The sequence below is a fragment of the Streptomyces sparsogenes genome (assembly GCF_001704635.1).
GTDB classification, from domain to species: Bacteria; Actinomycetota; Actinomycetes; order Streptomycetales; family Streptomycetaceae; genus Streptomyces; species Streptomyces sparsogenes.
On record NZ_MAXF01000157.1, the window covers coordinates 1 to 24,182 of the forward strand.

General features: G+C 70.1%; 17 protein-coding genes. 11 read left to right on the forward strand and 6 right to left on the reverse strand.

The features are described 5' to 3' along the window. On the forward strand, positions 1 to 298 hold a 298-nt coding region (locus BBH68_RS31590; protein WP_065967160.1), incomplete at its 5' end, for a DUF6896 domain-containing protein. Between the two features lie 154 nt (positions 299 to 452). Here the strand turns inward: BBH68_RS31590 and BBH68_RS31595 are convergent. Then, positions 453 to 1,574, reverse strand: coding sequence for a serine hydrolase domain-containing protein (locus tag BBH68_RS31595; RefSeq protein WP_065967161.1), 1,122 nt, complete (start codon positions 1,572 to 1,574; stop codon positions 453 to 455). 131 nt (positions 1,575 to 1,705) lie between these two features. On the opposite strand from BBH68_RS31595, the gene BBH68_RS31600 reads away from it, so the two are divergent. The 6 genes from BBH68_RS31600 (at position 1,706) to BBH68_RS31625 (ending at position 10,999) form a co-directional block, all read left to right on the forward strand. Continuing rightward, a complete protein-coding gene (locus tag BBH68_RS31600) occupies positions 1,706 to 2,338 on the forward strand; it encodes a TetR/AcrR family transcriptional regulator (protein ID WP_065967162.1) in 633 nt (210 codons plus the stop codon). Positions 2,339 to 3,023: 685 nt separating this feature from the next. Then, the gene (locus BBH68_RS31605; RefSeq protein WP_079151331.1) at positions 3,024 to 4,070 is read left to right on the forward strand and encodes a LacI family DNA-binding transcriptional regulator; all 1,047 of its coding nucleotides are present in this window, start codon (positions 3,024 to 3,026) and stop codon (positions 4,068 to 4,070) included. Positions 4,071 to 4,650: 580 nt separating this feature from the next. Beyond that, positions 4,651 to 6,765 (forward strand): glycoside hydrolase, encoded by a 2,115-nt coding sequence (locus tag BBH68_RS31610; RefSeq protein ID WP_425428868.1) that lies wholly within the window; start codon positions 4,651 to 4,653, stop codon positions 6,763 to 6,765. Positions 6,766 to 6,870: 105 nt separating this feature from the next. Next, positions 6,871 to 8,517, forward strand: coding sequence for a glycoside hydrolase family 27 protein (locus BBH68_RS31615; RefSeq protein ID WP_065967164.1), 1,647 nt, complete (start codon positions 6,871 to 6,873; stop codon positions 8,515 to 8,517). Between the two features lie 74 nt (positions 8,518 to 8,591). Further along, on the forward strand, positions 8,592 to 10,025 hold the full coding sequence (locus BBH68_RS31620) for a glycoside hydrolase family 43 protein (RefSeq protein ID WP_065967204.1): 1,434 nt from the start codon (positions 8,592 to 8,594) through the stop codon (positions 10,023 to 10,025). 53 nt (positions 10,026 to 10,078) lie between these two features. Beyond that, a complete protein-coding gene (locus tag BBH68_RS31625) occupies positions 10,079 to 10,999 on the forward strand; it encodes an alpha/beta hydrolase (RefSeq protein ID WP_065967165.1) in 921 nt (306 codons plus the stop codon). On the opposite strand, the gene BBH68_RS31630 is transcribed toward BBH68_RS31625, so the two are convergent. Together BBH68_RS31630 and BBH68_RS31635 are read right to left on the reverse strand one after the other, a co-directional pair. Beyond that, a complete protein-coding gene (locus BBH68_RS31630; RefSeq protein WP_065967166.1) occupies positions 10,996 to 13,092 on the reverse strand; it encodes a beta-galactosidase in 2,097 nt (698 codons plus the stop codon). The genes BBH68_RS31625 and BBH68_RS31630 overlap by 4 nt on opposite strands. A 40-nt stretch (positions 13,093 to 13,132) precedes the next feature. After that, positions 13,133 to 14,251, reverse strand: a complete 1,119-nt coding sequence (locus tag BBH68_RS31635) for an SGNH/GDSL hydrolase family protein (protein ID WP_245738407.1) — start codon at positions 14,249 to 14,251, stop codon at positions 13,133 to 13,135. Positions 14,252 to 14,490: 239 nt separating this feature from the next. Between BBH68_RS31635 and BBH68_RS31640 the strand changes: the two genes are divergently transcribed. Beyond that, a complete protein-coding gene (locus BBH68_RS31640; RefSeq protein ID WP_076971305.1) occupies positions 14,491 to 15,342 on the forward strand; it encodes a LacI family DNA-binding transcriptional regulator in 852 nt (283 codons plus the stop codon). 183 nt (positions 15,343 to 15,525) lie between these two features. On the opposite strand, the gene BBH68_RS31645 is transcribed toward BBH68_RS31640, so the two are convergent. Next, on the reverse strand, positions 15,526 to 16,506 hold the full coding sequence (locus BBH68_RS31645; RefSeq protein ID WP_065967167.1) for a LacI family DNA-binding transcriptional regulator: 981 nt from the start codon (positions 16,504 to 16,506) through the stop codon (positions 15,526 to 15,528). Between the two features lie 181 nt (positions 16,507 to 16,687). Here BBH68_RS31645 and BBH68_RS31650 point away from each other — a divergent pair, with 181 nt between their 5' ends. The 3 genes from BBH68_RS31650 (at position 16,688) to BBH68_RS31660 (ending at position 21,067) form a co-directional block, all read left to right on the forward strand. Further along, complete coding sequence (locus BBH68_RS31650) at positions 16,688 to 17,671, forward strand: acetylxylan esterase (RefSeq protein WP_065967168.1); 984 nt, start codon at positions 16,688 to 16,690, stop codon at positions 17,669 to 17,671. Between the two features lie 207 nt (positions 17,672 to 17,878). Continuing rightward, on the forward strand, positions 17,879 to 20,212 hold the full coding sequence (locus BBH68_RS31655) for a sialidase family protein (protein WP_065967169.1): 2,334 nt from the start codon (positions 17,879 to 17,881) through the stop codon (positions 20,210 to 20,212). A gap of 138 nt (positions 20,213 to 20,350) precedes the next feature. Continuing rightward, complete coding sequence (locus BBH68_RS31660) at positions 20,351 to 21,067, forward strand: GH12 family glycosyl hydrolase domain-containing protein (RefSeq protein WP_065967170.1); 717 nt, start codon at positions 20,351 to 20,353, stop codon at positions 21,065 to 21,067. A 96-nt stretch (positions 21,068 to 21,163) separates the two neighbouring features. Here the strand turns inward: BBH68_RS31660 and BBH68_RS31665 are convergent, their stop codons facing one another. Both BBH68_RS31665 and BBH68_RS42305 read right to left on the reverse strand, forming a co-directional pair. Beyond that, entirely contained in the window at positions 21,164 to 22,363 is a 1,200-nt protein-coding gene (locus BBH68_RS31665) for an MFS transporter (protein WP_342673159.1), read from the reverse strand. Then, positions 22,360 to 22,635, reverse strand: a complete 276-nt coding sequence (locus BBH68_RS42305; protein WP_065967172.1) for a hypothetical protein — start codon at positions 22,633 to 22,635, stop codon at positions 22,360 to 22,362. Before BBH68_RS42305 ends, BBH68_RS31665 begins: the two co-directional genes overlap by 4 nt. Positions 22,636 to 24,182 lie beyond the last annotated feature (1,547 nt).

Genomic DNA, 24,182 nt, shown 5'->3' on the forward strand with positions numbered 1-24,182 from the left:
CAAATCAGTCGATCACGTCGGCACCTACTCCTACACGGTCCATGGGGCAGGCTGCCGCTTCGTCAGCGACAACGGCACCGAGGTCGACGTGGACTTCGCAGCCGACGGGAGTGAAGTCTTCGACCTCTGGCGGCTGCGTTGGTATGGGCTGAGCCTGCCGGAGCCTCTTGACGCGACGGATGAGGACCTACGGTCCGCAGTGGGGTCGCTGCAACCGCTTCTGACCGAGGTGCGGCCGGGGTGGTTCAGCGTAGTAAAACAATCGCTTGACGCCGCGTCAGGCGATCAGGTGGTTTGATGCAGCGCTTGCGCAGCAGGCGGCGGCACCTGTCGAAGTCGTAGCACCGATCGGGTGAGGCCGACATGGGTCGCGCCCAGGTCTCGTTCGGGAAGGCCGGGGGACGCCGCAGGAACACGAAACACGCACTGACTCGCGCCGAAGACAGCCTGATCTAGCCGGGCCGTCCGCAGTAACCCCGCTGGAAGGCAGCCCAGAAGTCTTCGTCGATCCCGGTGTCCATGAACGAGTTCCAGTTGGTGTGGGCGACGAGTTGGTCGTGCCCGTCGCGGCTGTTGAGGGCGAAGGTGAGGTACCCCAATGCACTGCCGCCGTGGCCGTACGCACGGCCGCAGCCGGTGGCGTAGACGTAGATGCCCAGGCCGTATGCGACAGCGGGCGGGGCGCTGCCGGTTGTGGGGACCGTGTCGGTGAGCATCCGGCGAAGCAGGTCTGGAGGGAGGAGACGTCCTTGCAGCAGGGCCCGGTAGAAGCGTGCGATGTCGGCCGCGGTTGTGACGAGGGCGCCCGATGCACCGGCCTCGGATGGGCTGAACGCGGTGACGTCGAAGCGGGTCGGGTCCGCCGCGTCCGGCAGCAGGAGCGAAACGTCCGCGTAGCCGCGTACGTGGGGTCCGTCGATGGCGGTCTGCGCCAGCGGGTACGAAGTGTCGTGCAGTCCGAGGGGGGCGAAGACGCGGCGTTCGAGGTTGGTGCGCATGTCGCGGTCGGTGAGCCGTTCGACGATCAGGTCGAGCAGCAGGTAGTTGGTGTTGGAGTATCGGAATCGGGTGCCGGGAGCCGGGAAGTACCGGGGTTGGGCAAGACCGATGCTGATCAGCTGGTCGCGGGGCCAGAACTGGTCAAGTCTGCGGAAGTGGGGAAGCAGCCCGTCGATGTAGTCGTACAGCCCGCTCGTGTGGTTGAGCAGCTGGCGGATAGTGATGGGCGCGCCGGACAGTGCGTTGTCGGTGCGGACCTGGTCGGGCAGCAGGCTCTGCACGGTGTCGTCGAGTCGCAGCCGGTGCTCGGCGACGAGTTGCAGGACGACCGTTGCGGTGAAGGTCTTGGTGACGCTCCCGGTGCGGAACTTCAGGTCTGGTGTCATCGGCGTGCCGGCGGGCCGGTCGGCGACGCCGGCCGCACCGAAGCGGTCGTCCGAGCCGCGGCGGGCGAGCAGGAAGGCGCCTGGGTTGGGATTCGGGCCGGCTACCACCTTGTCGACCAGGGACTGCAGGACCGGGTCACGGCGGCTGCCGGCCATCTGTCCGTCACCGGCCTGGCCCGCGGTGGCCATACCGGGTGGCAGCAGGAGAGCAAGGGCAAGTCCCAAACCTAACAGGCGGGTTGAGCGTCGTTGGATCACCGCAAGAACCCTCTCCGGTAGCAATATAGACGTACGGTTATAGCACGCGATACCGTCCTCACGTGCCGAGAGTTGCCGACCATGACGCCCGCCACGGGCAGATCACCGACGCAGTCCAACGCCTGATCGTGCGAAACGGCCTCACTGCCGTGACCGTCGCGCGGACCGCCGCCGAAGCGGGTATGTCCGTCGGCCTGGTGCAGCACTACTTCACGGCAAAGGACGAGATGCTGCTGGCCACGTTCACCCGCGTCAACGAGCGCTTCACCTCACGAGTGGACGAGCTCGTGCACCGAGGTGAAGCCGAGGGCTGCACCATCGCCGAGATGCTGCGACAGGCACTGACCGAACTCATGCCGCTCGACGATGCCCGCCGTGCCGAACTTCTGGTCCGTCGCGCCTTTGCAGACACGGCCGCGCACAACGCCTGCCTTGCCGCCGTCCAGAGAGAGACCCTCGTGGGCATCCGGTCACGCGTCGCCCAGGCCATCAGAAATGGCACGGTATGCGGCGAGGTCGGTCAGGGGGTCGACGCGGCCGGCCAAGCCCTGCAAATCGTCGCGTTCGCCGAGGGACTCGCCCTGCACACGCACATCGACCCCGACGGCACACCGGACCGGGCGGTCCTCGCCGCGCTGGACGACCACCTCAGCCGCGTGTTCACCGGAACCTGCCGCCACGCCCAGCTCGGTTGAAGAGATCCGCGAGGCGGCACCCTGGGACATCGCGAAACAGGTCGGCCGCCGTGTAGTCGCCGAGGGGAAGCACAGCGGCGTCGCCGCTGTAGTCGACCGCCTGCACGCGACGACGCCAGGCGAGCGGCCGCAGACCTGAGGAACGCGCCGGAGAAAGCGAGCTTGAGGACATAGGCGCCCGCCCCCGCGGCGCGGGGCCGAGGACGGCAGGGTTACCACGAGACCGGAAGGGCTCTGGGTCGGCGTGGGCAGTTCGATGTAGGTACCGACACGCGGGGTGGTGAACGAACCGCCGCGCATCTTCGCATGAGCGACCGACAGTAGGTCAGCCGACCGCAAGGGGCGCCACGGCGCTGGCCCTGGCGCCGTGGAGCCGTCGGAAGCGTGGTCGTGGGGGACGGCAGCCCCGGGTGCGGCAGGAGTTGAGGTCCCGTCCGGCCCCGACCACTTGTGTTAACGGTCACATCACCGGATGATTGTGGCCTCGGAAACCGAAGTGTCAAGAGTTCGCGCAGCATACATTTCACCGGGCTCCTCCCGTCCCATCAGGCCCGACGACCGCGCACAACGGCCGAGTGGATGATCCCGCCCTTGAGTGACCGGTCACATAACCGCCTCCACAAGGAGCAGGGAGCCAGCCATGCCGAGCGGCTACCTCCGCCTTCCCACACGTCGGCGCAGCATGATGGGCGCCGCCCCCGACACCGGTGGCGCGCCCACCGTGACCATCCGCGATGTCGCGCGGGAAGCCGGGGTCTCCTACCAGACGGTCTCCCGCGTCATCAATGGCCACGCGGCCGTGGCCGATACCACCCGCCACCGCGTCGAAGCCGCCATCGATTCGCTCGGATTCCGGCCCCATCACGCGGCCCGCGAGCTGGCGGGCAAGGCAGCCCGCTCGCTGACCGTCGTCACCAGCGACACGAGTCTGTACGGGGCCGCCTCAACACTGCGCGGGATCGAAGAGGCCGCCCGTGCCGCCTCGTTCGCGGTCGCGGTCAGCGTGCTGGACCGCCAGGCCCTTCCGGACCGAGCCGAGTTACGCGCCCGGCTCACCCGCCCGGGCGAGCCCGTCGTGGTCATCGCCTTCGACGCCCCCGGGGTGCGCGCCCTGCGGCTGCTGCCCGCCGACACACCCGTGGTGGCCGCGGTCGAGCGCCCCTCCGGCAAGGAGCCGGTCTCCAGTCGGCCCCAGGCCTGGCTGGACGACCGGCTCGCCGCCGCCCACGCCACCCGCCATCTGCTGGGTCTGGGCCACCGCACCGTCCACTACCTGGCACTGCCCTCCTCGACCGCGGACGTGGCCCAGCGCACACAGGGCTGGCTGGACGCGCTGCGCGCGGCCGGCGCACCGGAGCCGCCCGTGGTGGAAGGCGGCTGGACGCCGCGTACCGGCTACCTCGCCGCGCGGGGACTGGTGGCGAACCCGTCGGTGACCGCCGTGCTGTGCGGCAACGACGACGTGGCCGCCGGGGTGCTGCGGGCGGCCCGCGAAGCCGGCCGCCACATCCCCGGTGACCTGAGCGTGGCCGGCTTCGACGACGTACCCGTCGCGGCCTTCCTCGCGCCCGCGCTGACCACGGTCCGACTCGACTTCGAGGGGCTCGGCCGTACCTGCTTCGGACTGCTGCACCGGCTGCTCGATCCCGCGTCCCCCGCGCCCGACCCCTGCGACGAGCCCGCGCTCATCGTCCGCGAGAGCACCGGCCCCTGGCGCGCATTCCGCGGATGAACGGCGAGGGAAGCGCCTTTCCGGCACCCGAGCCGAGTGCCGGACACCCGAACAGTCTTTATCGGCCATCGGCGAGTTGGCTGGCGCACGGGGTGTTGACGTCCCGTGCGGCCCGCCTATCATCCATGCTTGTCCGACCTTCCGATTGCCGTTCGACATCCCGAACGACAGTCCGGGTGGACAGGTTTGTGTCGGCCCCACAGACCACCGCTGAAGGACGCATCCGGTGAGGCTCCCGTACGTCACCGCGCCGCAGTGCGAGCACACGGGCAGCGACGTTCGGGGAGCCGCCCCCAGCCGACACAGGAGTCTCCCCATGCCCGCACCCGCCCGGCCGGACCGCCGGATCGCCGCCGCGCCCCCTCGTCTGTGCGGAACGGCAACCGGCGACCCGGTCGGAGTCGCACGCTTCGAGCACGTCGCGCCCTGAGCAGGCGATCGCACGAACGTCCGCCAGGGAGGAGCACGCCGGCCGCCCAGGCCCCCGGACATCCTCAAACATGGCCGATCGCACCACAGCCGTCATTGGGAGCGCTCCCAGCAAGGAAAGTCCCGACCTTCAAGGAGAATCATGGCTGTCATGAAGGCGCCCGGTCGGCGCCGAGCCTCGGCGTTAGGTCTGCTGGCCGCCGGCGTGATGGCGGTGGCCGGCACCGCGACCGCCGCGCCCGCCACCTCCACCGCCGCTGACTCCGCCTCCGCCTCCGCCTCCGTTCAGGCGTCCACCTTGGGCGCTCAGGCGGCTCAGTCCGGGCGGTACTTCGGGGCCGCCGTGGCCGCCGGCAAGCTCGGCGACGGCACCTACTCGACCATCCTGAACCGCGAGTTCAACATGGTCACCCCCGAGAACGAGATGAAGTGGGACACCACCGAACGCTCCCGCGGCTCGTTCAACTTCGGCCCCGCCGACCAGATCGTGAACCACGCCACCTCTCACGGCCAGCGCGTACGCGGCCACACGCTGGTGTGGCACTCCCAGCTGCCCAGCTGGGTCAGCTCCATCGGCGACGCGAACACGCTGCGCACCGTCATGAACAACCACATCAACGGCGTGATGGCCCACTACAAGGGCAAGGTCTACGCCTGGGACGTGGTCAACGAGGCGTTCGCCGACGGCGGCAGCGGAGCGCACCGCCCCTCGGTGTTCCAGAACCTGCTGGGCGACGGCTTCATCGAACAGGCCTTCCGCACCGCACGGGCGGCCGACCCGGCGGCCAAGCTCTGCTACAACGACTACAACATCGAGAACTGGAGCGACGCCAAGACCCAGGGCGTCTACCGCATGGTGCGCGACTTCAAGGCGCGGGGCGTGCCCATCGACTGCGTCGGCTTCCAGGCCCACTTCGGCACCGGCGGCCCGCCGGCCAGCTTCCAGACCACGCTGTCCAACTTCGCCGCCCTCGGCGTGGACGTACAGATCACCGAGCTGGACATCGCGCAGGCGCCGACGACCGCGTACGCGAACACCGTCAAGGCCTGCATGAACGTCGCCCGCTGCAACGGCATCACCGTCTGGGGCATCCGGGACACCGACTCCTGGCGCTCCGGGGAGAAGCCCCTGCTCTTCGACGGCAGCGGCAACAAGAAGCCCGCCTACAACGCGACCCTGTCCGCGCTGGGCGGCACCCCCACGGCGAAGGCCACGACGAAGGCCACGGCGAACACCGCGACCAACGCCCCGGCACAGACCCCGGCGAAGGCTCCGGCGAAGACGCCGGCGTCCCCCGGCTCGGCGGCCGCCCTGCCCGGCAGCTTCAGCTGGAGCTCCAGCGGGGTCCTGATGTCCCCCAAGCCGGACTCCACCCACAACATCGCCGGGCTCAAGGACCCGACCGTGGTCTACTACAACGGCAAGTACCACGTGTTCGCCAGCGTCGCCAGCTCCTCCGGCTACAGCCTGGTCTACCTCAGCTTCAGCGACTGGTCCCAGGCCGCCTCGGCCACGCACCACTACCTGGACCGGACCGGCATCGGCAGCGGATACCGGGCCGCGCCCCAGGTGTTCTACTTCGCGCCCCAGCGCACCTGGTACCTGGTCTACCAGACCGGAAACGCCTCGTACTCCACCAACACCGACATCAGCAACCCGGCCGGATGGAGCGCCCCGCGCAACTTCTACTCCTCCATGCCGGACATCATCAAGCAGAACATCGGCAACGGCTACTGGGTCGACATGTGGGTGATCTGCGACAGCGCCAACTGCTACCTGTTCTCCTCCGACGACAACGGACACCTCTACCGCTCACAGACCACCCTCGCCCAGTTCCCCAACGGGTTCACCAACACCGTCATCGCCGCCCAGGACTCCAACAAGTACGCGCTCTTCGAAGCGAGCAACGTGTACAAAGTGCAGGGCAGCAACCAGTACCTGCTCATCGTCGAGGCCATCGGGTCGGACGGCCGGCGCTACTTCCGCTCCTGGACCTCCAGCAGCCTCGCCGGCTCCTGGACACCGCTCGCCGCCTCCGAGAACAACCCCTTCGCCCGCGCCAGCAACGTCGGCTTCCCCTCCGGCGCCTGGACCCGGGACATCAGCCACGGCGAGCTGATCCGCGCCGGCTACGACCAGACCCTCACCATCAACCCCTGCAGGATGCAGTACCTCTACCAGGGCATGAACCCCAACGCAGGCGGTGACTACAACTCCCTGCCCTGGCGCCTCGGTCTGCTCACCCAGACCAACTCCAGCTGCTGACAACCGGAAGACACCGGCCTCGGCGCGGACATCAGCCCCGGGACACGCACCGCGCCGAGGTCCCTCCCGCCCGGGCCCCTCCTCCAGCACGGGAAAGGAACCGCCGTGCCCATACGACCACGCGGCCGACTGCTCCGCTTCCTGGTGGCCGCCGCACTGACGGCCACCGCGTTCACCACCGCCTCGGTCCACTCGGCAGCTCGGGCCGCGCCGGGCAGTCCGGCGCTCACCCCGCCGCTGGGCTGGAACAGTTGGAACAGCTTCGGTTGCGGAGTCACCGAGACGCAGGTCCGCCAGGCCGCCGACGCGATGGTGTCCTCGGGCATGAGGGACGCCGGGTACCGGTACGTGGTCGTGGACGACTGCTGGTTCGACCCGCAGCGCGACTCCGCCGGCAACCTGCGGGCCAATCCGACCAAGTTCCCCAGCGGGATGAAGGCCCTCGGGGACTACATCCATCAGAAGGGCCTGAAGTTCGGCATCTACCAGGTCCCCAACGAGCGCACATGCGCCCAGGGCACGGGCGGCTACCCGGGGTCCACCGGCAGCAAGGGCCACGAGACCCAGGACGCCCGCACGTTCGCGTCCTGGGGCGTGGACTACCTCAAGTACGACTGGTGCTCCTCCGCCGGCACCCGGGACGAGCAGGTCGCGCGGTTCACACTCATGCGCGACGCCCTGCGCGCGACCGGGCGCCCGATCGTCTACAGCATCAACCCGAACAGCTTCCACGCCATCACCGGCGACAAGTACGACTGGGGCCAGGTCGCCGACCTGTGGCGGACGACCGAGGACCTGCTGGACATCTGGCAGAACGGCAACATCAACAGCTATCCGATGGGCGTGGGCAATGTCCTGGACGTCACCGCGCCGCTGGCCGCGCAGTCGGGGCCGGGCCACTGGAACGACCCCGACATGCTCGTCGTCGGCCGACCCGGCCTGTCGCTGACCGAGTCCCGCTCCCACTTCGCCCTCTGGGCGCTGATGGCCGCGCCGCTCATGGCGGGCAACGACATCCGCACCATGTCGGCCGACGTGAGCGCGATCCTGCGCAACCCGCGCCTGCTGGCGGTGAACCAGGACCCGCTGGGCGCGGGCGGGCGCAGGGTGCGCGACGACGGAAACACCGAGGTGTTCGCCAAGCCCCTGTCCGACGGCTCGGTCGCCGTGGGCCTGTTCAACCGGGGCGGCGGCACCGCGACCGTCACCACCACGGCGGCCCAGGTCGGTCTGTCCGGCGGGTCGTTCACCCTCACCGACCTGTGGACCGGCGGCACGTCGAGCACGTCCGGCCAGATCTCGGCGAGCGTGCCCGCACACGGCGTCGCCACGTTCCGGGTGACCGGCGGCACCCCGCTGGCCGCCACCACCTCCCGTCTGCGCGGCAACGGGTCGGGGCGCTGCCTGGACGTGGACAACGCCTCCACCGCCGCCGGGGCCACGGTACTGATCTGGGATTGCCACACGGCCGCCAACCAGCTGTGGACCACATGGGAGGGCGGCGAGATCCGCGTCTTCGGCGACAAGTGCCTGGACGCCTACAACCGGGGCACCACCAACGGCACCCGTGTCATCACCTGGCCCTGCAACGGACAGGACAACCAGAAGTGGACGCTCGCTTCCGACGGGTCGATCCGCAACGCACGCGCGGGCCTGTGCCTGGACACCGACCAATCCGGCACCGCCGGCGGAACCCCGCTCGTCCTGTGGACCTGCGACGGCCGGGCCGGCCAGAAATGGAGCCGCGCGTGAAGCCGGAACGCGTTCGTGTCCGCCTCGGCGGCCGTCCCACGTCACTCGTCGACCGGCCCACCGTGGAGGCCACGATGCTCCCGGCCCGGCCCGTACCGACCCACGCGCGGCTCGGCCGAGCCGTGACCTGGGTGGTGGCCCTCGTCCTGGCCCTGGCCGCCGTCCCCGCCGCGCTGCAGCCCACGACGGCCAGGGCGGACAACCCGATCGTGCAGCACATCTACACCGCCGACCCCGCCCCGCTGGTCGTGGGCGGCCGGGTCTACCTCTACACCGGGCACGACGAGGACGGCTCCACCAACTTCACCATGAGAGAGTGGCGGGTGTGGTCCTCCGACGACATGGTCAACTGGACCGACCACGGCTCGCCCCTCAGCCTGTCCACCTTCGCCTGGGCGTCCTCCAACGCGTGGGCGGGACAGACCGTCCAACGCAACGGCAAGTTCTACTGGTACGTGCCGGTGACGAACCGGGCGACCGGCCGGATGGCCATCGGCGTGGCGGTGTCCGACAGCCCCGCCGGGCCGTTCCATGACGCCATCGGCCGCCCCCTGGTGGAGAACGGCGAGATCGACCCCACCGTCCTCGTCGACGACGACGGCCAGGCCTACCTGTACTGGGGCAACCCGAACCTCTGGTACGTCAAGCTGAACGCCGACATGACCTCGTACTCGGGCAGCCCCACCAAGATCCCGCTCACCACGGCGGGCTTCGGCACCCGCACCGGAGACCCCAACCGGCCCACCCTGTTCGAGGAAGGGCCCTGGGCCTACAAGCGAGGCGGCCTGTACTACATGGTGTTCGCCGCCAAGTGCTGTTCGGAGTTCATCGCCTACTCCACCGCGCCCGGGCCGACCGGACCGTGGACCTACCGCGGCACGGTCATGCCCACGCAGGGCAGCAGCTTCACCAACCACCCGGGCATCATCGACTTCAAGGGAAACTCGTACTTCTTCTACCACAACGGCGCCCTTCCGGGAGGCGGCGGCTTCACCCGCTCGGTCGCCGTGGAGAAGTTCTCCTACAACGCCGACGGCACGATCCCGACCATCACCATGACCGCCACGGGCGCCCCCCAGGCCGGCACGCTCAACCCGTACGTGCGCCAGGAGGCCGAGACGCTCGCCTGGGGCTCCGGCATCGAGACCGAGCCGTCGAGCGAGGGCGGGATGAACCTCGGATGGCTCGAGAACGGCGACTACGTCAAGGTCAAGGGCGTGGCCTTCGGCGCGGGAGCGTCCTCCTTCGCCACGCGCGTGGCCTCGGCCACCGGCGGCGGCACGGTCGAAGTCCGGCTGGGCGGCCCGAACGGGACGGTCGCGGCCCGGTGCGCGGTACCGAACACCGGCGGCTGGCAAACCTGGACGACGGTGTCCTGCCCGGTCAGCGGGGCGGCGGGGACCCAGGACCTGTATCTGCGGTTCACCGGCGGCAGCGGCTACCTGACCAACGTGAACTGGTGGCAGTTCACCCCGGCGCCCGTGATGAGTGAGGGGGCGTCCGCATGAGTGCTCGTGTCCCACGGGCCCATGGGACCCCGGGAGAGTCAAAGGAGTCATCCATGTCGATGCGACGGCGTACCCTACTGGGCCTCGGCGCGGCAGCGGCGACGGGCGTGGGCATGTCCCTGCTCGGCAGCGGCGCGGCCGCCGGCACCCTGACACCACGGATGTCCTCACCGCGGCAGGCGCCCACCGCGCCGTTCGCCGTCGGCGTGCGCCAGTTCAACTGGTACCGCGGCAGCCGCCGGCTGACCACGAAGATCTTCTATCCGGCCTCCGGCACCGCGGGCGGCAACCCCGTCCCGAACGCGCCCGTCGCAGGCGGCGTCTTTCCCATCGCCGAATGGAGCCACGGCATGGGGTGCAACGCCGACTGCTATTCCTCACAGACCCACGACCTGGCTTCGGCGGGCTTCATCTGCCCCGCTCCCTCGTTCTCCGACAACACCAACATCGGCAGCGTCTACAACGGCAACTGGTCCAAGGACGTCTCCGAGGTCATCACCCGGACACTGGCGTTGAACAACACGGCGGGCGACCCGCTCGCCGGACACATCGACACCCGAGCCGGTGTCGGGGTGTCCGGCCACTCAATGGGCGGCATGACCACCCACGGCCTGCTCACCGCCTGGCCGGACAACCGCGTCGTCGCCGCCGTTCCGGTCGCCTGCGTGGACATGGGCAACCCGGCCGGCCTCCACGCCAAGGTGCTGTTCATCCACGGCGACCGCGACCAGACCTGCGACTACAACTCGGCGCGCACGGCGTACGCGGAGCTCCCGTCGCCCAAGGCGTTCCTCACCCAGGTCGGGGCGGACCACGGTCAGTACCTGGTCCCGGACTACCGGTACTACGCCCAGACGAAGAACACCTTCCTGGACTGGTTCCGCTGGAGCCTGTACGGCGACACCGCCGCCCGCGACCGCCTGGGGAGCGACGCCACCAGCAGCGGCACTTCCTGGCAAGTGGCCCTCGGCTAGGCAATTTCGCCCAGCCCGGCCGGAGGCACGGCCTCCTCGACGCACACCCGCACGTCCCACGGGCCCAGGCGCAGGGCCTCACCGGCCGCGTACCGCCGGCCGGTGAGGACATCGCGGACCGGGCCCGGGAGCGGGAAGGCGACCTGGTCCCATGACCAGTTGTGCACGAAGCGCAGCCGGCCGCCGTCCCTGGCGGTGGCCCCCGTGGAGGTGAGCGACGGGTGGCCGGGGCGCCACGGGTCCGTGCCCGTGGCGGCCCACTGGAACAGCGCGCGGGCCAGGGTCTGGTCCGGGACGGTACCCACGCAGGTGATCCTGCCGGCTCCGTAACGGTGGGTGGTCACCGCGGGCCACCGGGCGAAGTGCGGGTGTTCGTATGTGGCCAGTGTCTCGGCCGTGGTGGGGGACAGCGCGTCGGCCCAGGCGGTCGCGCGCGCGGCCGACGGCAGCGGCATCGCGTCCGTACCGGTGACCGGCAGCGCCGACGCCAGGTTGGAGAACTCCTCGTAAGCGACGCCGGCCGCCGCGGCCAGGCGCGCGGGCTGGACGTCGGCACGCGCCCTGGCCTCGTGGTCGGCGTAGCCGGTGCGCGGACCGAGCAGGAGGTGGCCGCCGGCTCGCGCGTACGCCAGCAGCCGGTCCAGGACCCGGTCCTCGGCGATGTGATAACCGGAGGCCACCAGCAGCGGCGGCAGGTCGGCGGTCTCCAGCTGGCCCGGGTGGACGATGCGTGCCTGCAGCCCCGCGTCGAAGGCGCCGCGGTAGAAGGCGCCGAACAGGCGCCCGTAGGAGCCGGTGTCGGGACTGCCGTCGGGGGTGGAAAGCGGCGGCTGGTGCTGCAGCGCCCACATGCTGGGGTGGTCGAAGAGGAAGGCCGCGTCGGCGTCCGGGCGCAGGCCCGCGACGAGACCGCCGGCCGTCTCCAGCTCCTCCCCCAGCCGCGCCAGTTCCCGGTAGATGCGGCCCGGGCGGCCGCTGTGCGGGAGGATCCCGCCCCAGAAGGTCTCGGTGCCGAAGTGCAGGGTGTGCCAGTGCCAGTACTCGATCATGGAGGCGCCGCGGGAGATCAGGGCCCACGCCGCCTGGCGCCACTGGCCGTCGTAGGCCGGGTAGTTCATCTCCGGGCCGCCGATGGCCTGCGCGTCGGTCTCGGTGACCAGGAACGGCTCCTGCCGGGAGGCGTACATCCGATCGGCGCTCTGGTACAGGGCCCACGTCCCCCGGCTCGCCCAGCCCTGGGGGGCGGTGTCCCGGTCCGGCAGCGCCAGACCGTCCTGCATGGCGTAGTACGGGTTCCCGGCGGTGACATCCAGCGCCTTCGTCAGTTCGGCGTCCTCGGCGGCCACCCGGTCGTAGGAGAGGCAGGTGGTGACGAACTGCCCCGGCCTGGCGTACTGCCGTACGAGATCGGCCTGCCAGGCGATGAACTCGGTGGTCTGGCGGGCCTGGAAGCGCCGCCACGCCAGGTCGTACTGCGGCTGCGCGTTGCCGTCGGGGCGCCACAGGTCGGCCCAGTCGCTGAGCCGGTGCGACCAGTACACCAGGCCCCACTCCCGGTTGAGCGTCTCGACGTCCCGGTAGCGGTGGCGCAGGTCGTCGACGAACCTCTGGAAGACCCCGTGGTTGTGCAGAAGCTCCACGCCCGGCTCGTTGTCGACCTGGAAGCCGATGACCGCGGGGTGGCCGGCGTAGTGCTCCACGATCTTGCGGGTGACTCGCTCGGCGTGGAAACGGAACGCCGGGTGGGTGAAGTCGACCTCCTGCCGGTGGCCCCAGGGGATCCGCTCCCCGGTGCGCCGCTCCCCCGCGATCTCGGGATACTGCCTGGCCAGCCACGGCGGAACCGCGTAGGTGGGAGTGCCGATGATCACCCCTATCCCGCGCTCGTGTGCGCCGTCGAGCACCGGGCGCAGCCACTCCAGCGCGAACCGGCCGTTCTCCGGTTCCCAGGTCGACCACACGGACTCCCCGACCCGGATCACCGAGAACCGGGCCTCGGCCATCAGGTCCAGGTCCTCCTCGAGCCGGTCGTGCGGCTGGTACTCGTGGTAGTAGGCGGCGCCGAAAAGGACCCGCTCGGCAGGCTCGTACATGTGTTTCTCCACTTCTGCCCGGGTGGGGACGGCCGTGGCGTCACCAGGCCATCGGCAGACCGGCGACGAACGACGTGAGCCGGTCGGCGATGAGTCGGTCGTCGTGCGCCGAGTAGTGCCAGTCGCAGCCCAGGAAGTCCAGCCCCGAGTCGTCGAGGAACCAGTAGCGCACCCGGCTGTCACCGGCGTCGTTGCGTGCCTTGACCACCTGCTGGACATGGCCGGCGAACTGGCCCGCGCCGACTGCCACGATGGTGGTTGTGGCCCCGTAGCGCGTCCGCAGCTTCTGGAGGAAGTCGCCGTAGGCGGTGCGATAGGCGGCCGCGAGGCTGTCGGGGGTCCACGGCTCACCGGGGTTGATGGCGGTCGAGAAGTCGTTGGTGCCGAGGTTGACCACCACGAGCTGAGGGTGCCAGGTGCCCGGGTTCTGCCAGACGTCGCCGGACACGTGCAGCAGGGCGCGGTCGTAGAAGGTCCGGTAGGTGATGTCCGGAGAGCCTCCGTTGTAGTTGCGCACCATGCCGAGGCCCGAATAGCCGTTGATCTGGTAGTCGGCGTTCAGTCTCCGGGCGGTGAGGGCGCCGTAGCTCACGTCGGCGTTGGTGGTCCGCCTGAGCTGTTCCCCGGTACAGCTGCGTGAGGTCGAGAGGTTGCCGTAGCCCACCGTGAGGGAGTCCCCGATGAACTCGATCTGGCGGTGGCGGGCCGGTGGTTTGCTCAGCACGGCACCGCCGGGCGCGGCGACGAAGCCTCCGAACGTGCTGGTGTCCCACGGGCTGTCGTTGCGTTTGACCAGCCGGACGGTGTGCGCGCGGTCCCGCAGGCCGTTGATCCAGTGCGTGGTCCGGCCGGGCGTGACAAGCGTGGCGACGGTGGCTCCGTCGATCCGGACGTCGTAGTCGGCGGCCGAGTCGTTGAGCACGATGCCGACGCCGGTGCCCCTGAAGGTGCCCTCGAAGTACACGCCGGGCCAGCTGTACTGCACCGTGTTTCCCGCGTCCTTCACCCGCCCGGCGGTGTGCACCTGCGCCAGCACTCCCGTCGCGCGGCCCGCTCGACCCTCCGGCGCGTCGGCCGGCCGCGTGTCGGCGGCGCCCAGACCGGCCAGGAGCGACGTCCACAGGGCGGTCACCGCGGTGATCACCGCCGTTCGCCTCACGCCTCTCCGCCACGACACCCTGGACGTCATATGCATGCCCTGCATTCGTGCCTCCCTGTCGTCAGGCCGAGCTGCATGAGTTGTCGAAGCGCATCGACGCTCCCAGCACGCGAGCGGGCTGTCAATGGACCAGGTTGAGAAACTTTCCTTGCTTCTTTGCTCTTGTTGCGCACGAAACATGCCCGCTAACTTCCCTTCTTAGTGAAGCGCTTCGACACGCTCCGGGAAAGGGGCCGACCATGACGCACGCCGACCGCCGCTCCCGCATCATCGCGCTGGTGATGCCGCTGCGGACGGACATGTACGTCCCGGTCAGGATGGAGATCGCCGCCTCGGTCACGACCGAGGCACGGCGGCACGGGTACGACATCCTGCTCGTCACCGACGACGAGGGCCCCGAGGGAGTGCGGCGGGCGAGCGGGCCGGCCGACGGCGTGATCCTCACGGACGTCGTGCCGGGCGACCCCCGCATCCCCGCGCTGCGCGCCCGGGGCACACCGGCCGTACTGATCGGCCTACCGGGCGATCCGCGCCAACTCTCCTGCGTGGACCAGGACTTCGCCGCCGCAGGCGCCCTGTGCGCGGACCATCTGGCGGATCTCGGCCACCGGGAGGTGGGCTTCATCGGCTACGGTTCCGACGTCCACAAGCGGCACGCCGAACGGACCCGCGCCGGCTTCCGCGAACGGGCGGAGCAGCGGGGGGTGCGCTTCCTGTACCGGCCCTGCGAGGGCACCTACGACTCCACCGCCCGGACCCTGACCCGCATCCTCGCCGACCGACCGGGCACCACGGGCTTCGTGGTGCAGAACGAGGCGGCGATCGGTCCGCTGCTCGGCCTGCTGCGGGCCCTTGGGCGGTCCGTTCCCGAGGACGCCTCGGTGGTCGCCCTCTGCCCGGCGCAACTGGCCGAGCAGCACACACCAGCCCTCACCACCGTGTCCGGCTCCGCGCGGGAGCTGGGCCGCGTGGCGGTCGGGCAGATGATGCGGCGGCTGACCGCCGCGCGGCGGGGCGAGCCGCCGGCGGACGAACGGGTCCTGGTGACCCCGACCCTCACCATCCGCCAGAGCAGTCAGGCCAAGGCCTGACCATCCGCCAGGCAGACCCAGCCCTGACCACCCGCCAGAGCAGTGACACCCGACCTGACCGTCCAAGGAGCCGTCATGACAGCAGAGCGCACCGTCGGCTGTCAGGGTTGCGGCTGCCGCCACGGACGCCGTCACGGCGATACGGCCCGGCCACACCGCCCTGTGGACCCGGACAGCCGAGGCTCACTCCTCCTTCGGTGGAGCCGTGCTCTCCCGGACGGTGAGGGTGGTCACGATCTCCAGCCCCACCTGGGGCACCGCCTCACCCCGGCCGAGCGCGAGGGCCAGCTCGGTGGCGGCCGTCGCCATCTCGGCCAGCGGCTGATGAACGGTGGTCAGCGGCGGATCCATCCACGCCACGGGCGGCACGTCGTCGAAACCCACCACGCTCAGGTCATGCGGGATACGCAGCCCCAGCTCCCGCGCGGCCTGATAGACACCGACCGCCTGCATGTCGTTGGCGGTGAACACGGCGGTGGGGCGATCGGGGCGGGACAGCAGCTCCCGAGCCGCCAGGTACCCGTCTTCACGCGAGAGCTGCGTCTTCACCACCAGACCGGGGTCCAGGGGCAGGCCCGCCTCCGCGAGCGCGGAGACGTAACCGGAGAGCCGAGCGCGGCAGAAATCATGGTCCGGCCCGCTGACCATGGCGATGCGCCGGTGCCCCAGCTCGACCAGATGCCGGGTGGCCGACTGGCCACCTCTCCAGTTGGTCGCCCCCACGAACGGCACGCCGTCGGGCAATTCGTCGACCGGGTCGAAGACGACGAAGGGGATGCCCTTCGCGGTCAGTTGCTCCCGCTCCGCCTCGGACAACTGGGCCACCGACAGTACGGCGTGCGGTCGCCGCCCCACCGTGTCGCCGATGGCCCCTCCCTCCGCGTCCGCAAGCCCGAAGGCGGACACCAGCAGCCCGACCCGGTTTCTGCGGACCACGCGCTCGACACCGCGGATGATCTCCACCGACCACATGTGCTCCAGCTCTCGGAACACCAGCTCCACCAGATTGCTCCGGCTCTTGGGAGGTTTGCGGTAACCGTACTCGTGGATCAGCGACTCGACCCGGGCCCGGGTCTCGTCCGAGACCCCGGACCGGCCGTTGAGGACTTTCGACACGGTGGGAATCGAGACGCCCGCCGACTCGGCGATGTACGCGATGGTCACCGATCCGGGTCCCGCACCACGCTCACTCTGCTCCTCCGGTGAAGGTCTTCCCGATCGGTTGTCCGGCACGGTCGCCTTTCCTCATCCCTCGACTGCTGCCGCCGCCATTCTGACACCTTCGATGAAGGGTGCGCGCGGCACGCGTTTCAACACATTTCCGCCCCTCGATACAAGGACCACCATGGCTCTGACCGATCAGAATCCTGACGAACTCCTCGACTACCGGCCGGAGGTCTCCGTACCGGACGACTTCGACGCCTTCTGGCAGCGGACCCTGGCCGAAGCCCGCGCCCTGGGCGGAGCGGTCAAGGCCGAGCGGGTCACCGACCAGCACCTGCTGAGCACGGTCGAGGTGGACGACGTACGTTTCCCCGGCTGGAACGGCGAACCTGTGGCCGCCTGGCTGCTGCGCCCGCGCGGCGCCGAAGCCCCGCTGCCGGTCGTCGTCACCTACATCGGGTACTCCGGCGGCCGCGGGCTTCCCACCGACCACCTGCTGTGGTCCGCGGCCGGTTACGCCCAACTCGTCGTCGACAGCCGCGGACAGGGCCACGACACCCCGGACCGCGGCGAGGGCGACGGCACGCAATGGGCCGAGGGCTTCATGACCCGCGGCATCGACTCACCTGACAACTACTACTACCGCCGCCTCATGACGGACTGCGTACGCGCCGTGGACGCGATCGCCGAACTGCCCGGACTGGATGCCGATCGGGTCGTCGCCGCGGGCTGCAGCCAGGGTGGCGGCCTGGCTCTCGCGGTCGCCGGACTCGCCCCGGACCGGGTGGCGGCAGTGCTTTCGGACCTTCCGTTCCTCTGCCACTTCCGTCAGGCGGCGCAGATCAGCATGGAGGGCCCGTACCTGGAAGTCACCAAGTACCTGCGCTGGCACAGTCCGCACCGTGTCGATACGACCTTCGCCACGCTCGACTACTTCGACGGTGTCCACTTCGCCCGTCGGGCGACGGCCCCGGCACTGTTCAGCGTCGGCCTCATGGACCCGGTCTGCCCGCCCTCCACCGTCTACGCCGCCTTCAACCACTACGCGGGGGCGGACCGGACCATGACCGTCTGGCCCTTCGCCGACCACGGCGGTGGCTTCGGCCGGAACACCGCGGTGCAGATGAAGTGGCTGCGCCAACGCGGTCTGACACCGCAGCGATAGGCGAGGAAGGCCGGCCCGACCCGACCGGCGGGCGCCGCCTCAGCCGGTCGGTCGGCACGGGCCGACGCTGCCCGCCCGTGGGGCGGCGGTGCTGCGCCAGGGCTGACACCGTGCAGCCGCCCCTCCCCGAAAACACCGCCCAGAGCCGCTGGGCCGCCGCTCCCGCGCCGGCCCATACAGAGCCGCACCAGAAAGGCAGAACCCGCCATGTCCCCTGCCCCGCACCTCTCCCGCCGAGGACTGCTGGCCGCCGGGGCGGCCACGGCCGCACTCCCCCTGCTCGCCCCCTCCCCCGCCGCCGCCCGCACGGCCGGTTCCACGCCGTACACCTTCCGCAACGCTGAGATAGTCGGCGGCGGCTTCGTCACCGGCATCGTCTTCAACCAGAGCGAACCCGGACTGGTGTACGCCCGGACCGACATCGGCGGCGCCTACCGCCTCGACACGGCGTCCCGGCGGTGGATTCCCCTCACCGACTGGATCGGCTGGGACGAGTACGGACACACCGGCATCATCAGCGTCGCCACCGACGAGGTCGACCCCGACCGCGTCTATCTGGCGGCGGGCACCTACCCCATGCCCGACTGGGACCCGTCCATGGCGGCGATCCTGCGCTCGACCGACCGCGGCCGCACCTGGAAGACCACTCCCCTGCCGTTCCGGCTGGGCGGCAACATGCCCGGCCGCGGCATCGGGGAGCGGCTGGTGATCGACCCCAACCGCAACAAGATCCTGTACCTGGGGGTGCGCGGGGGCCACGGGCTGTGGCGCAGCACCGACCACGGCAAGACCTTCGCGAAGGTGACCGGCTTCCCCAACCCGGGCAACTTCGTCCCCGACCCCCATGACCCCAACGGCCCGAACGGCGACAACCTGGGCGTGCTGCAGGTCGTCTTCGACAAGCGCACCGGCAGAGCGGGCAGGGCCACCCGGACGATCTATGTCACCGTCGCCGACAAGGACAACATCCTGTACCGGTCCACCGACGCGGGAGCGACCTGGGAGCGCGTACCCGGGCAGCCCACCGGCTTCATCCCGCACCACGCGGTCTTCGACCATGTCGGCGGCTACCTGTACCTGGCGACCAGCGACACCGCCGGCCCCTACGACGGCTCCAAGGGCGACGTGTGGAAGCTGGACACCGCCACCGACACCTGGACCCGCATCAGCCCGGTCCCGTCCACCAGCGACGACAACCAGTACGGCTACAGCGGCCTGACCATCGACCGGCAGAACCCGGACACCCTGATGGTGTCCACCCAGGTCAAGTGGTACCCCGACTGCCTCCTCTTCCGCTCCACCGACGGCGGCGCGACCTGGACCCGGGCCTGGGACCTGGGCGCCGATTCCGAGCGCACCCTGCGCTACGACATCGACATCTCCGCCGCCCCCTGGCTGACCTGGAACGCCTCGCCGTCGCTGCCCGAGATCGCACCGAAGCTGGGCTGGATGATGGAGTCCGTCCAGATCGACCCCTTCGACTCCGACCACTTCATGTACGGAACCGGCGCGACGATCTACGGGGCGAACAACCTGACCGACTGGGACAGCGGCGGCACGGTGCACATCTCCGTGCGGGCGCAGGGCCTGGAGGAGTGCTCGGTCGGCTGCGTGATCAGCCCTCCCGTCGGCCCCGCGCACCTCTTCTCGGGCGTGGGCGACGTCGGCGGCTTCCGGCACAGGGATTTCCACAAGGCGCCGAAGATGTACGACAACCCGACCTTCGGCGCCACGCCGGCCCTTGACTACGCGGAGCTGGCGCCGCACGTCATCGTGCGGGTCGGCAACCCCACCAGCGGCTGGACCCAGCACTTCGCCATCTCCACCGACAGCGGCGACACCTGGACGCCCTCGCGCAGTGAGCCGTCGGGCGTCACCGGGCCCGGAGTCGATGACCAGGCCGTCGCCGTCAGCGCCGACGGCAGGCGGATCGTGTGGTCACCGGCCGGAGCGCCGGCCAGCTGGTCCGACGACAACGGAGCCACCTGGACGGCTTCGAAGGGGCTGCCGACCGGGGTTTCCGTGCGCTCCGACCGGGTGAACCCGGCGAAGTTCTACGCCTACGGCTCCGGTGTCTTCTACCTCAGCACGGACGGCGGCAAGAGCTTCAAGGCCACGGCGGCGACCGGGCTGCCCACCGCGGGCAACGTCCGCTTCAAGCCGGCACCGGGCCACGAGGGCGACATCTGGCTGGCCGGCGGCAGCAGCAAGGCCGCCGATGACACCCCCTACGGGCTGTGGCGGTCGACCGACTCGGGAGCGTCCTTCACCAGGTTCAAGGCGGTGGACGAGGGCGACGTCGTCGGGTTCGGCAAGGCGGCGCCCGGCGCCACGTACCCCGCCGTCTACACCAGCTCCAGGATCTGCGGCGTACGCGGCATCTTCCGGTCCGACGACGCGGGCCGGACCTGGGTCCGCATCAACGACGACCGCCACCAGTACGCCTGGACCGGCAACACCATCACCGGAGACCCCCGGGTCTACGGCCGCGTGTACTTCGGGACCAACGGACGCGGAGTCATCTGCGGCGACCCCACGTGAGGTCCGACTCCAGGTCACCGCGATCCGCACCCGCCGTCCCGAAGGGGAGACCGACGTGGCCCTGCCCCCAGGGCAGGGCGACCGAATCCTCCTCTCCCGTGTGATCCCCCCACTCAGCACACCACTTCAGGAGGGCTGATGAAACTCCGCATCGGCTGGGCCGCGCTTCTCGCGGCGCTGGCTCTCGTCTTCACCTTGCCGAACTCGGCAGCGGCAGCGTCGTCGACGTACTGGTTCAAGCACTACGCGACCGGCGGCAACGCCTCGACGTGGTACAGCGACGACGCCAACTGGGGTGTGAACTCCTCGACCGGCACCGGCTTCGTCGCCATGGTCAACGGCAAGGACTGGGGCTGGTCGTCCCCGGTGACCACGCTCCCCAAGAAGATCGGCGACGTCAACCCGAACAACAACACGTGGTTCAGCCAGTCGGCGTACCCGAAGTCCGGCTCGTACTACGACGCCGCGTACGACATCTTCATCGACCCCTACCCGGCGCCGACCGACCGCAACTCCAAGACCGAGATCATGATCTGGCTCAACTGGTACAACACCAAGCCGCTGGCCGACCACTACGACGCGAGCGGGGCCGCGATCCCGGCCGCGACCAACGTCAGCCTGGGCGGCCGCGCTTGGGACGTCTACGAGTACACCTGGCCGAACGGCGACCACACCCTCAGCTTCCTGGACAGGAACAGGTCCGGCTGGTGGTCCGGCAGCCTCACCCCGTTCTTCAACTACGGCCTGGGCAGGGGGTTCTACACCAAAGACCACTACCTCAACAGCGTCATGGCCGGCTGGGAATTCGGGCCGGGCGACTACACCGCTCACTCCTGGGGCGCCGTGGGCTTCTGACGCCGCGACGAGCTCAGGCGTCCAACCGGTGACCGACGCCTGAAGCAGGGGGCGGGGCGAATACGCCCCGCCCCTCCCGTCATGTCCCGACGGTGATCAGCGCCGGCTCTCGCCACGCGAATCTTCGCGTGGCCCGCGTGGCCGTCCCCGGCCGGGCCGTACCCGTGCCCCCACCGCCGCACCGAGCAGCGGGACCGCCATGGAGGCCAGACAGGCCAGGGCGCCCGGCAGCGACATCCAGTCGGTGAGGGAGCCCACGAGCAGCGGGCTGACCAGGAAGGCGCCGTACGAGACCGTCGAGACCACCGAGACCGTGTAACCGCTCGCGTCCTGCTGCCCCGCACGGCTGAGCAGTGCCGGCATCAAAGGACCGAGGGCGAGCCCTGAGACGGCGAACCCGGCGAGGGACGACTCGGCCGTGGGGGCCAGAGCCGCCCAGGCGAAGCCACCGCACCCGCCCACCGCGGCGAGCACACTGAGATCGCGGGTGCGGAGCCGCGGCAACCGCTGCACCACCAGACGCGAGACGGTCAGTGCCGCCATGTACACCGCCGGAGCGGCGCTCGCCAGTACGACGGAGGCGTCCTTGTCCTCCTCCAGCAGAAGCACCGACCATTGCTCGACGGCGTTCTCCACGACGAGCACGCACCCACCCAGCACACCGATCGCCGCGCCCCACAACCAGGCCGACCGCCAGTGCGGGTCCGCCGGACCCTTGGGGTCGGCGCGGCGCCGGGCGTGGTCCTTGGCCGCCGGTCCCAAGAGGGGCAGGACGGAACCGAGCAGGGCCGCCGCGGACAGGAGGAGCACGGCGCGGATGCTCATGCCCGACTGCCGGGCCAGCCCCGTCAGCGGGGCCGCCGTGATCACTGCCACCGGAAAGGCGGCATGCACCGCCTGGAACAAGGGGCGCCCGCTGACGCGTTCGGCACGTGCCGCCGCCGCGTTGAGGCATACGTCCAGCGCTCCGCTGCCGGCACCCACCAGGAAGAGCGCGATTCCGAGTCCGCCGAGACCGCTGACCCCGCTCAGCGCCACGATGCCGAGGGCCAGGGCCGCGGCCGTGAGCAGCAACGTCCGGTGCTCACGGCCGACGGCGATCCTGCCGATCAGCCCCATCGCCGGCATCGCTCCCACAGGGACCGCGGTGAGGACGAGGCCGAGCTCGCCAGGAGTGGCGTCGGCACGCTCGAGCACAGCGGGAAGCAGAGCCGACCACGTGCCCCAGAAGGCCCCCCAGGCTCCGCTGACCACCACCAGGGCAAAACGGGGGCTCTTCGGCGCAGGCTCCGTCACTCGGTTCGCCCCAACGCTGTCGGTACTCCGGCGACGGTGGTGAGAGTGAACCGCTCGCCGTTGACCACCACCTCGCCGGGCGGCGCCGTGTCGGCGGCGGGCGGGAAGGCAACGCTGCGCACCGGAGCCGGCCCGACCGTCTCCAGGTCGACGCGCTGCCCACAGCGGACCGCCTGCGCCCGGGTGACACTTTCAGGGGTGCGCAGTCGGCAGTGCTCCGTTCCGGTACCCCACTGCAGGAGGCTGAGGTCGGTCGTCAAGGTCTCGGTCACGGTGCCCGCCTTGACGTAGCCCCAGCAGATAGGCCAGGTCGGCCGACCAGGTGGCGCGTCCACCGGACCCGGCGGACCGCTCCGGGATTGTCGATGCACAGTACATCGCACGGGATATCGCGCTCTCGGATGGTCCGGGCGAGCTGGAGGGACGTAGTAGTCGAGGAGCCGGTCCGGGAGGCGCGTCACCTGGCACAGTCCGCTCTCGCCGTGGTCCCGCAGCGGACGATCGAGGGGGTCGGCCACATGCAGCCCAGGCGGTACCAAAGGCAGTTGCAACGGCATGTTCCTCCTTCTGCGCAAGATGGCCCGCGGTCGGTGCCGCTGCCCCGATCGACCAGCACGTGCCAGCCGTCGGGAGCAACGCATCGTTCGCCACCCATGCGGTCCAGCACGGAGATTGCCGAGCTTTGGCAGCTCAGCGCCGAGCTGACGGCGCGGTGCCGTTGCCGCACTGGGCGGCGGCCGGCGACGAGGATGGCTCGCGACGACGGGTCGCGTTGCCGGCGTCAGTCCTCCAGCGTCGACGGCGGCGTGCCCAGGGCTGTCGGCTCTGGCCAGAACTCCTCGGGGATGGTGGTGGCCTGTAGCCTCCCTGCGGCCCTGGGCGTAGTCGTTCGACGTCTGGATCACGGCCAACGGGCTGGCGAACATCGCCCGCGCCAGGGCGTCGGCCGCCTCGGCCGGCGTCCCGTCCGGACGCGCCGGATCGCCCAGGATGGAGGTCCGACGCTGACCGCCGTCACGCGCAGCGAGGTCTCCGGCACGATCCGCTCGTCCGCCAACTCCTCCATGGCCCTTGGAACGTCCTTCCATCGCGGGGTTGCGGCGGGCTCCGGGGGCTGCGGCCGTGTCCGGCGCGAAGCGGTGGGCGTTCCCCCGCAGTAGCGGAGTATGCATATCCACTTCATTCGAAGCGCTTCGATACTCAGCCGGGCTACTGATTCTGTCAAGAGATCGCATGGCAACGGCTTGGGGCGCCCGCTGGAACCCGTCGGTAACGTTTTCGATTCCCCCTTGAACTTCTACCGCAAGGCTTGTGCGCTCCGCTGGAGGACTCTTAACCTCAGCCCACGCATCGAAGCGCTTCGATGATGAGCGCTTCGGTGATTCATCTTACGTGTCCGGGGATCTTGGATCTTGCAATGAAGCAGACCATGGAGGGTCGCTGACGTCATGCCGAACCCACGCTCCGGGCCAAGCCGGAGAGGTTGGAGAAGCTGCCGCTGCAGAACGTGCCCTCCCAGATCGGGGTACGCCGCCAGTGGCCCGCCGGCACGTCCGAGATGCTCGCCGGCGGCCAGGTGCCCAGCCTCGCCATACAGGCCGCCGTCATGATCCTCGCGCCGGTGCCCGTCGCCGTCCTCTCCCCTTTCGTCCAGGGGCACTTCAAGGAGGGCATGCTCAGCGACGCGCCCCAGGGGCGGTTGCACCTCGTCAACCTCGCTGGGGCGGACTTGGCCATGTTCCGGTGGAACCTGCGCACTCGCAGCGGAAGGACACAGCCCATCGACGATCCCAGCTACATCCAGCCGGCGCAAAAACGA

What these genes read in the sequence shown, in the direction of transcription:
- BBH68_RS31625 (WP_065967165.1), top strand. Translation starts at nt 10,079, where the DNA reads ATGTCGATGCGACGGCGTACCCTACTGGGCCTCGGCGCGGCAGCGGCG.
- BBH68_RS31595 (WP_065967161.1), bottom strand. Translation starts at nt 1,574, where the DNA reads ATGGCCACCGCGGGCCAGGCCGGTGACGGACAGATGGCCGGCAGCCGC.
- BBH68_RS31610 (WP_425428868.1), top strand. Translation starts at nt 4,651, where the DNA reads ATGAAGGCGCCCGGTCGGCGCCGAGCCTCGGCGTTAGGTCTGCTGGCC.
- BBH68_RS31620 (WP_065967204.1), top strand. Translation starts at nt 8,592, where the DNA reads ATGCTCCCGGCCCGGCCCGTACCGACCCACGCGCGGCTCGGCCGAGCC.
- BBH68_RS31655 (WP_065967169.1), top strand. Translation starts at nt 17,879, where the DNA reads ATGTCCCCTGCCCCGCACCTCTCCCGCCGAGGACTGCTGGCCGCCGGG.
- BBH68_RS31640 (WP_076971305.1), top strand. Translation starts at nt 14,491, where the DNA reads ATGACGCACGCCGACCGCCGCTCCCGCATCATCGCGCTGGTGATGCCG.
- BBH68_RS31650 (WP_065967168.1), top strand. Translation starts at nt 16,688, where the DNA reads ATGGCTCTGACCGATCAGAATCCTGACGAACTCCTCGACTACCGGCCG.
- BBH68_RS31605 (WP_079151331.1), top strand. Translation starts at nt 3,024, where the DNA reads ATGGGCGCCGCCCCCGACACCGGTGGCGCGCCCACCGTGACCATCCGC.
- BBH68_RS31660 (WP_065967170.1), top strand. Translation starts at nt 20,351, where the DNA reads ATGAAACTCCGCATCGGCTGGGCCGCGCTTCTCGCGGCGCTGGCTCTC.
- BBH68_RS31630 (WP_065967166.1), bottom strand. Translation starts at nt 13,092, where the DNA reads ATGTACGAGCCTGCCGAGCGGGTCCTTTTCGGCGCCGCCTACTACCAC.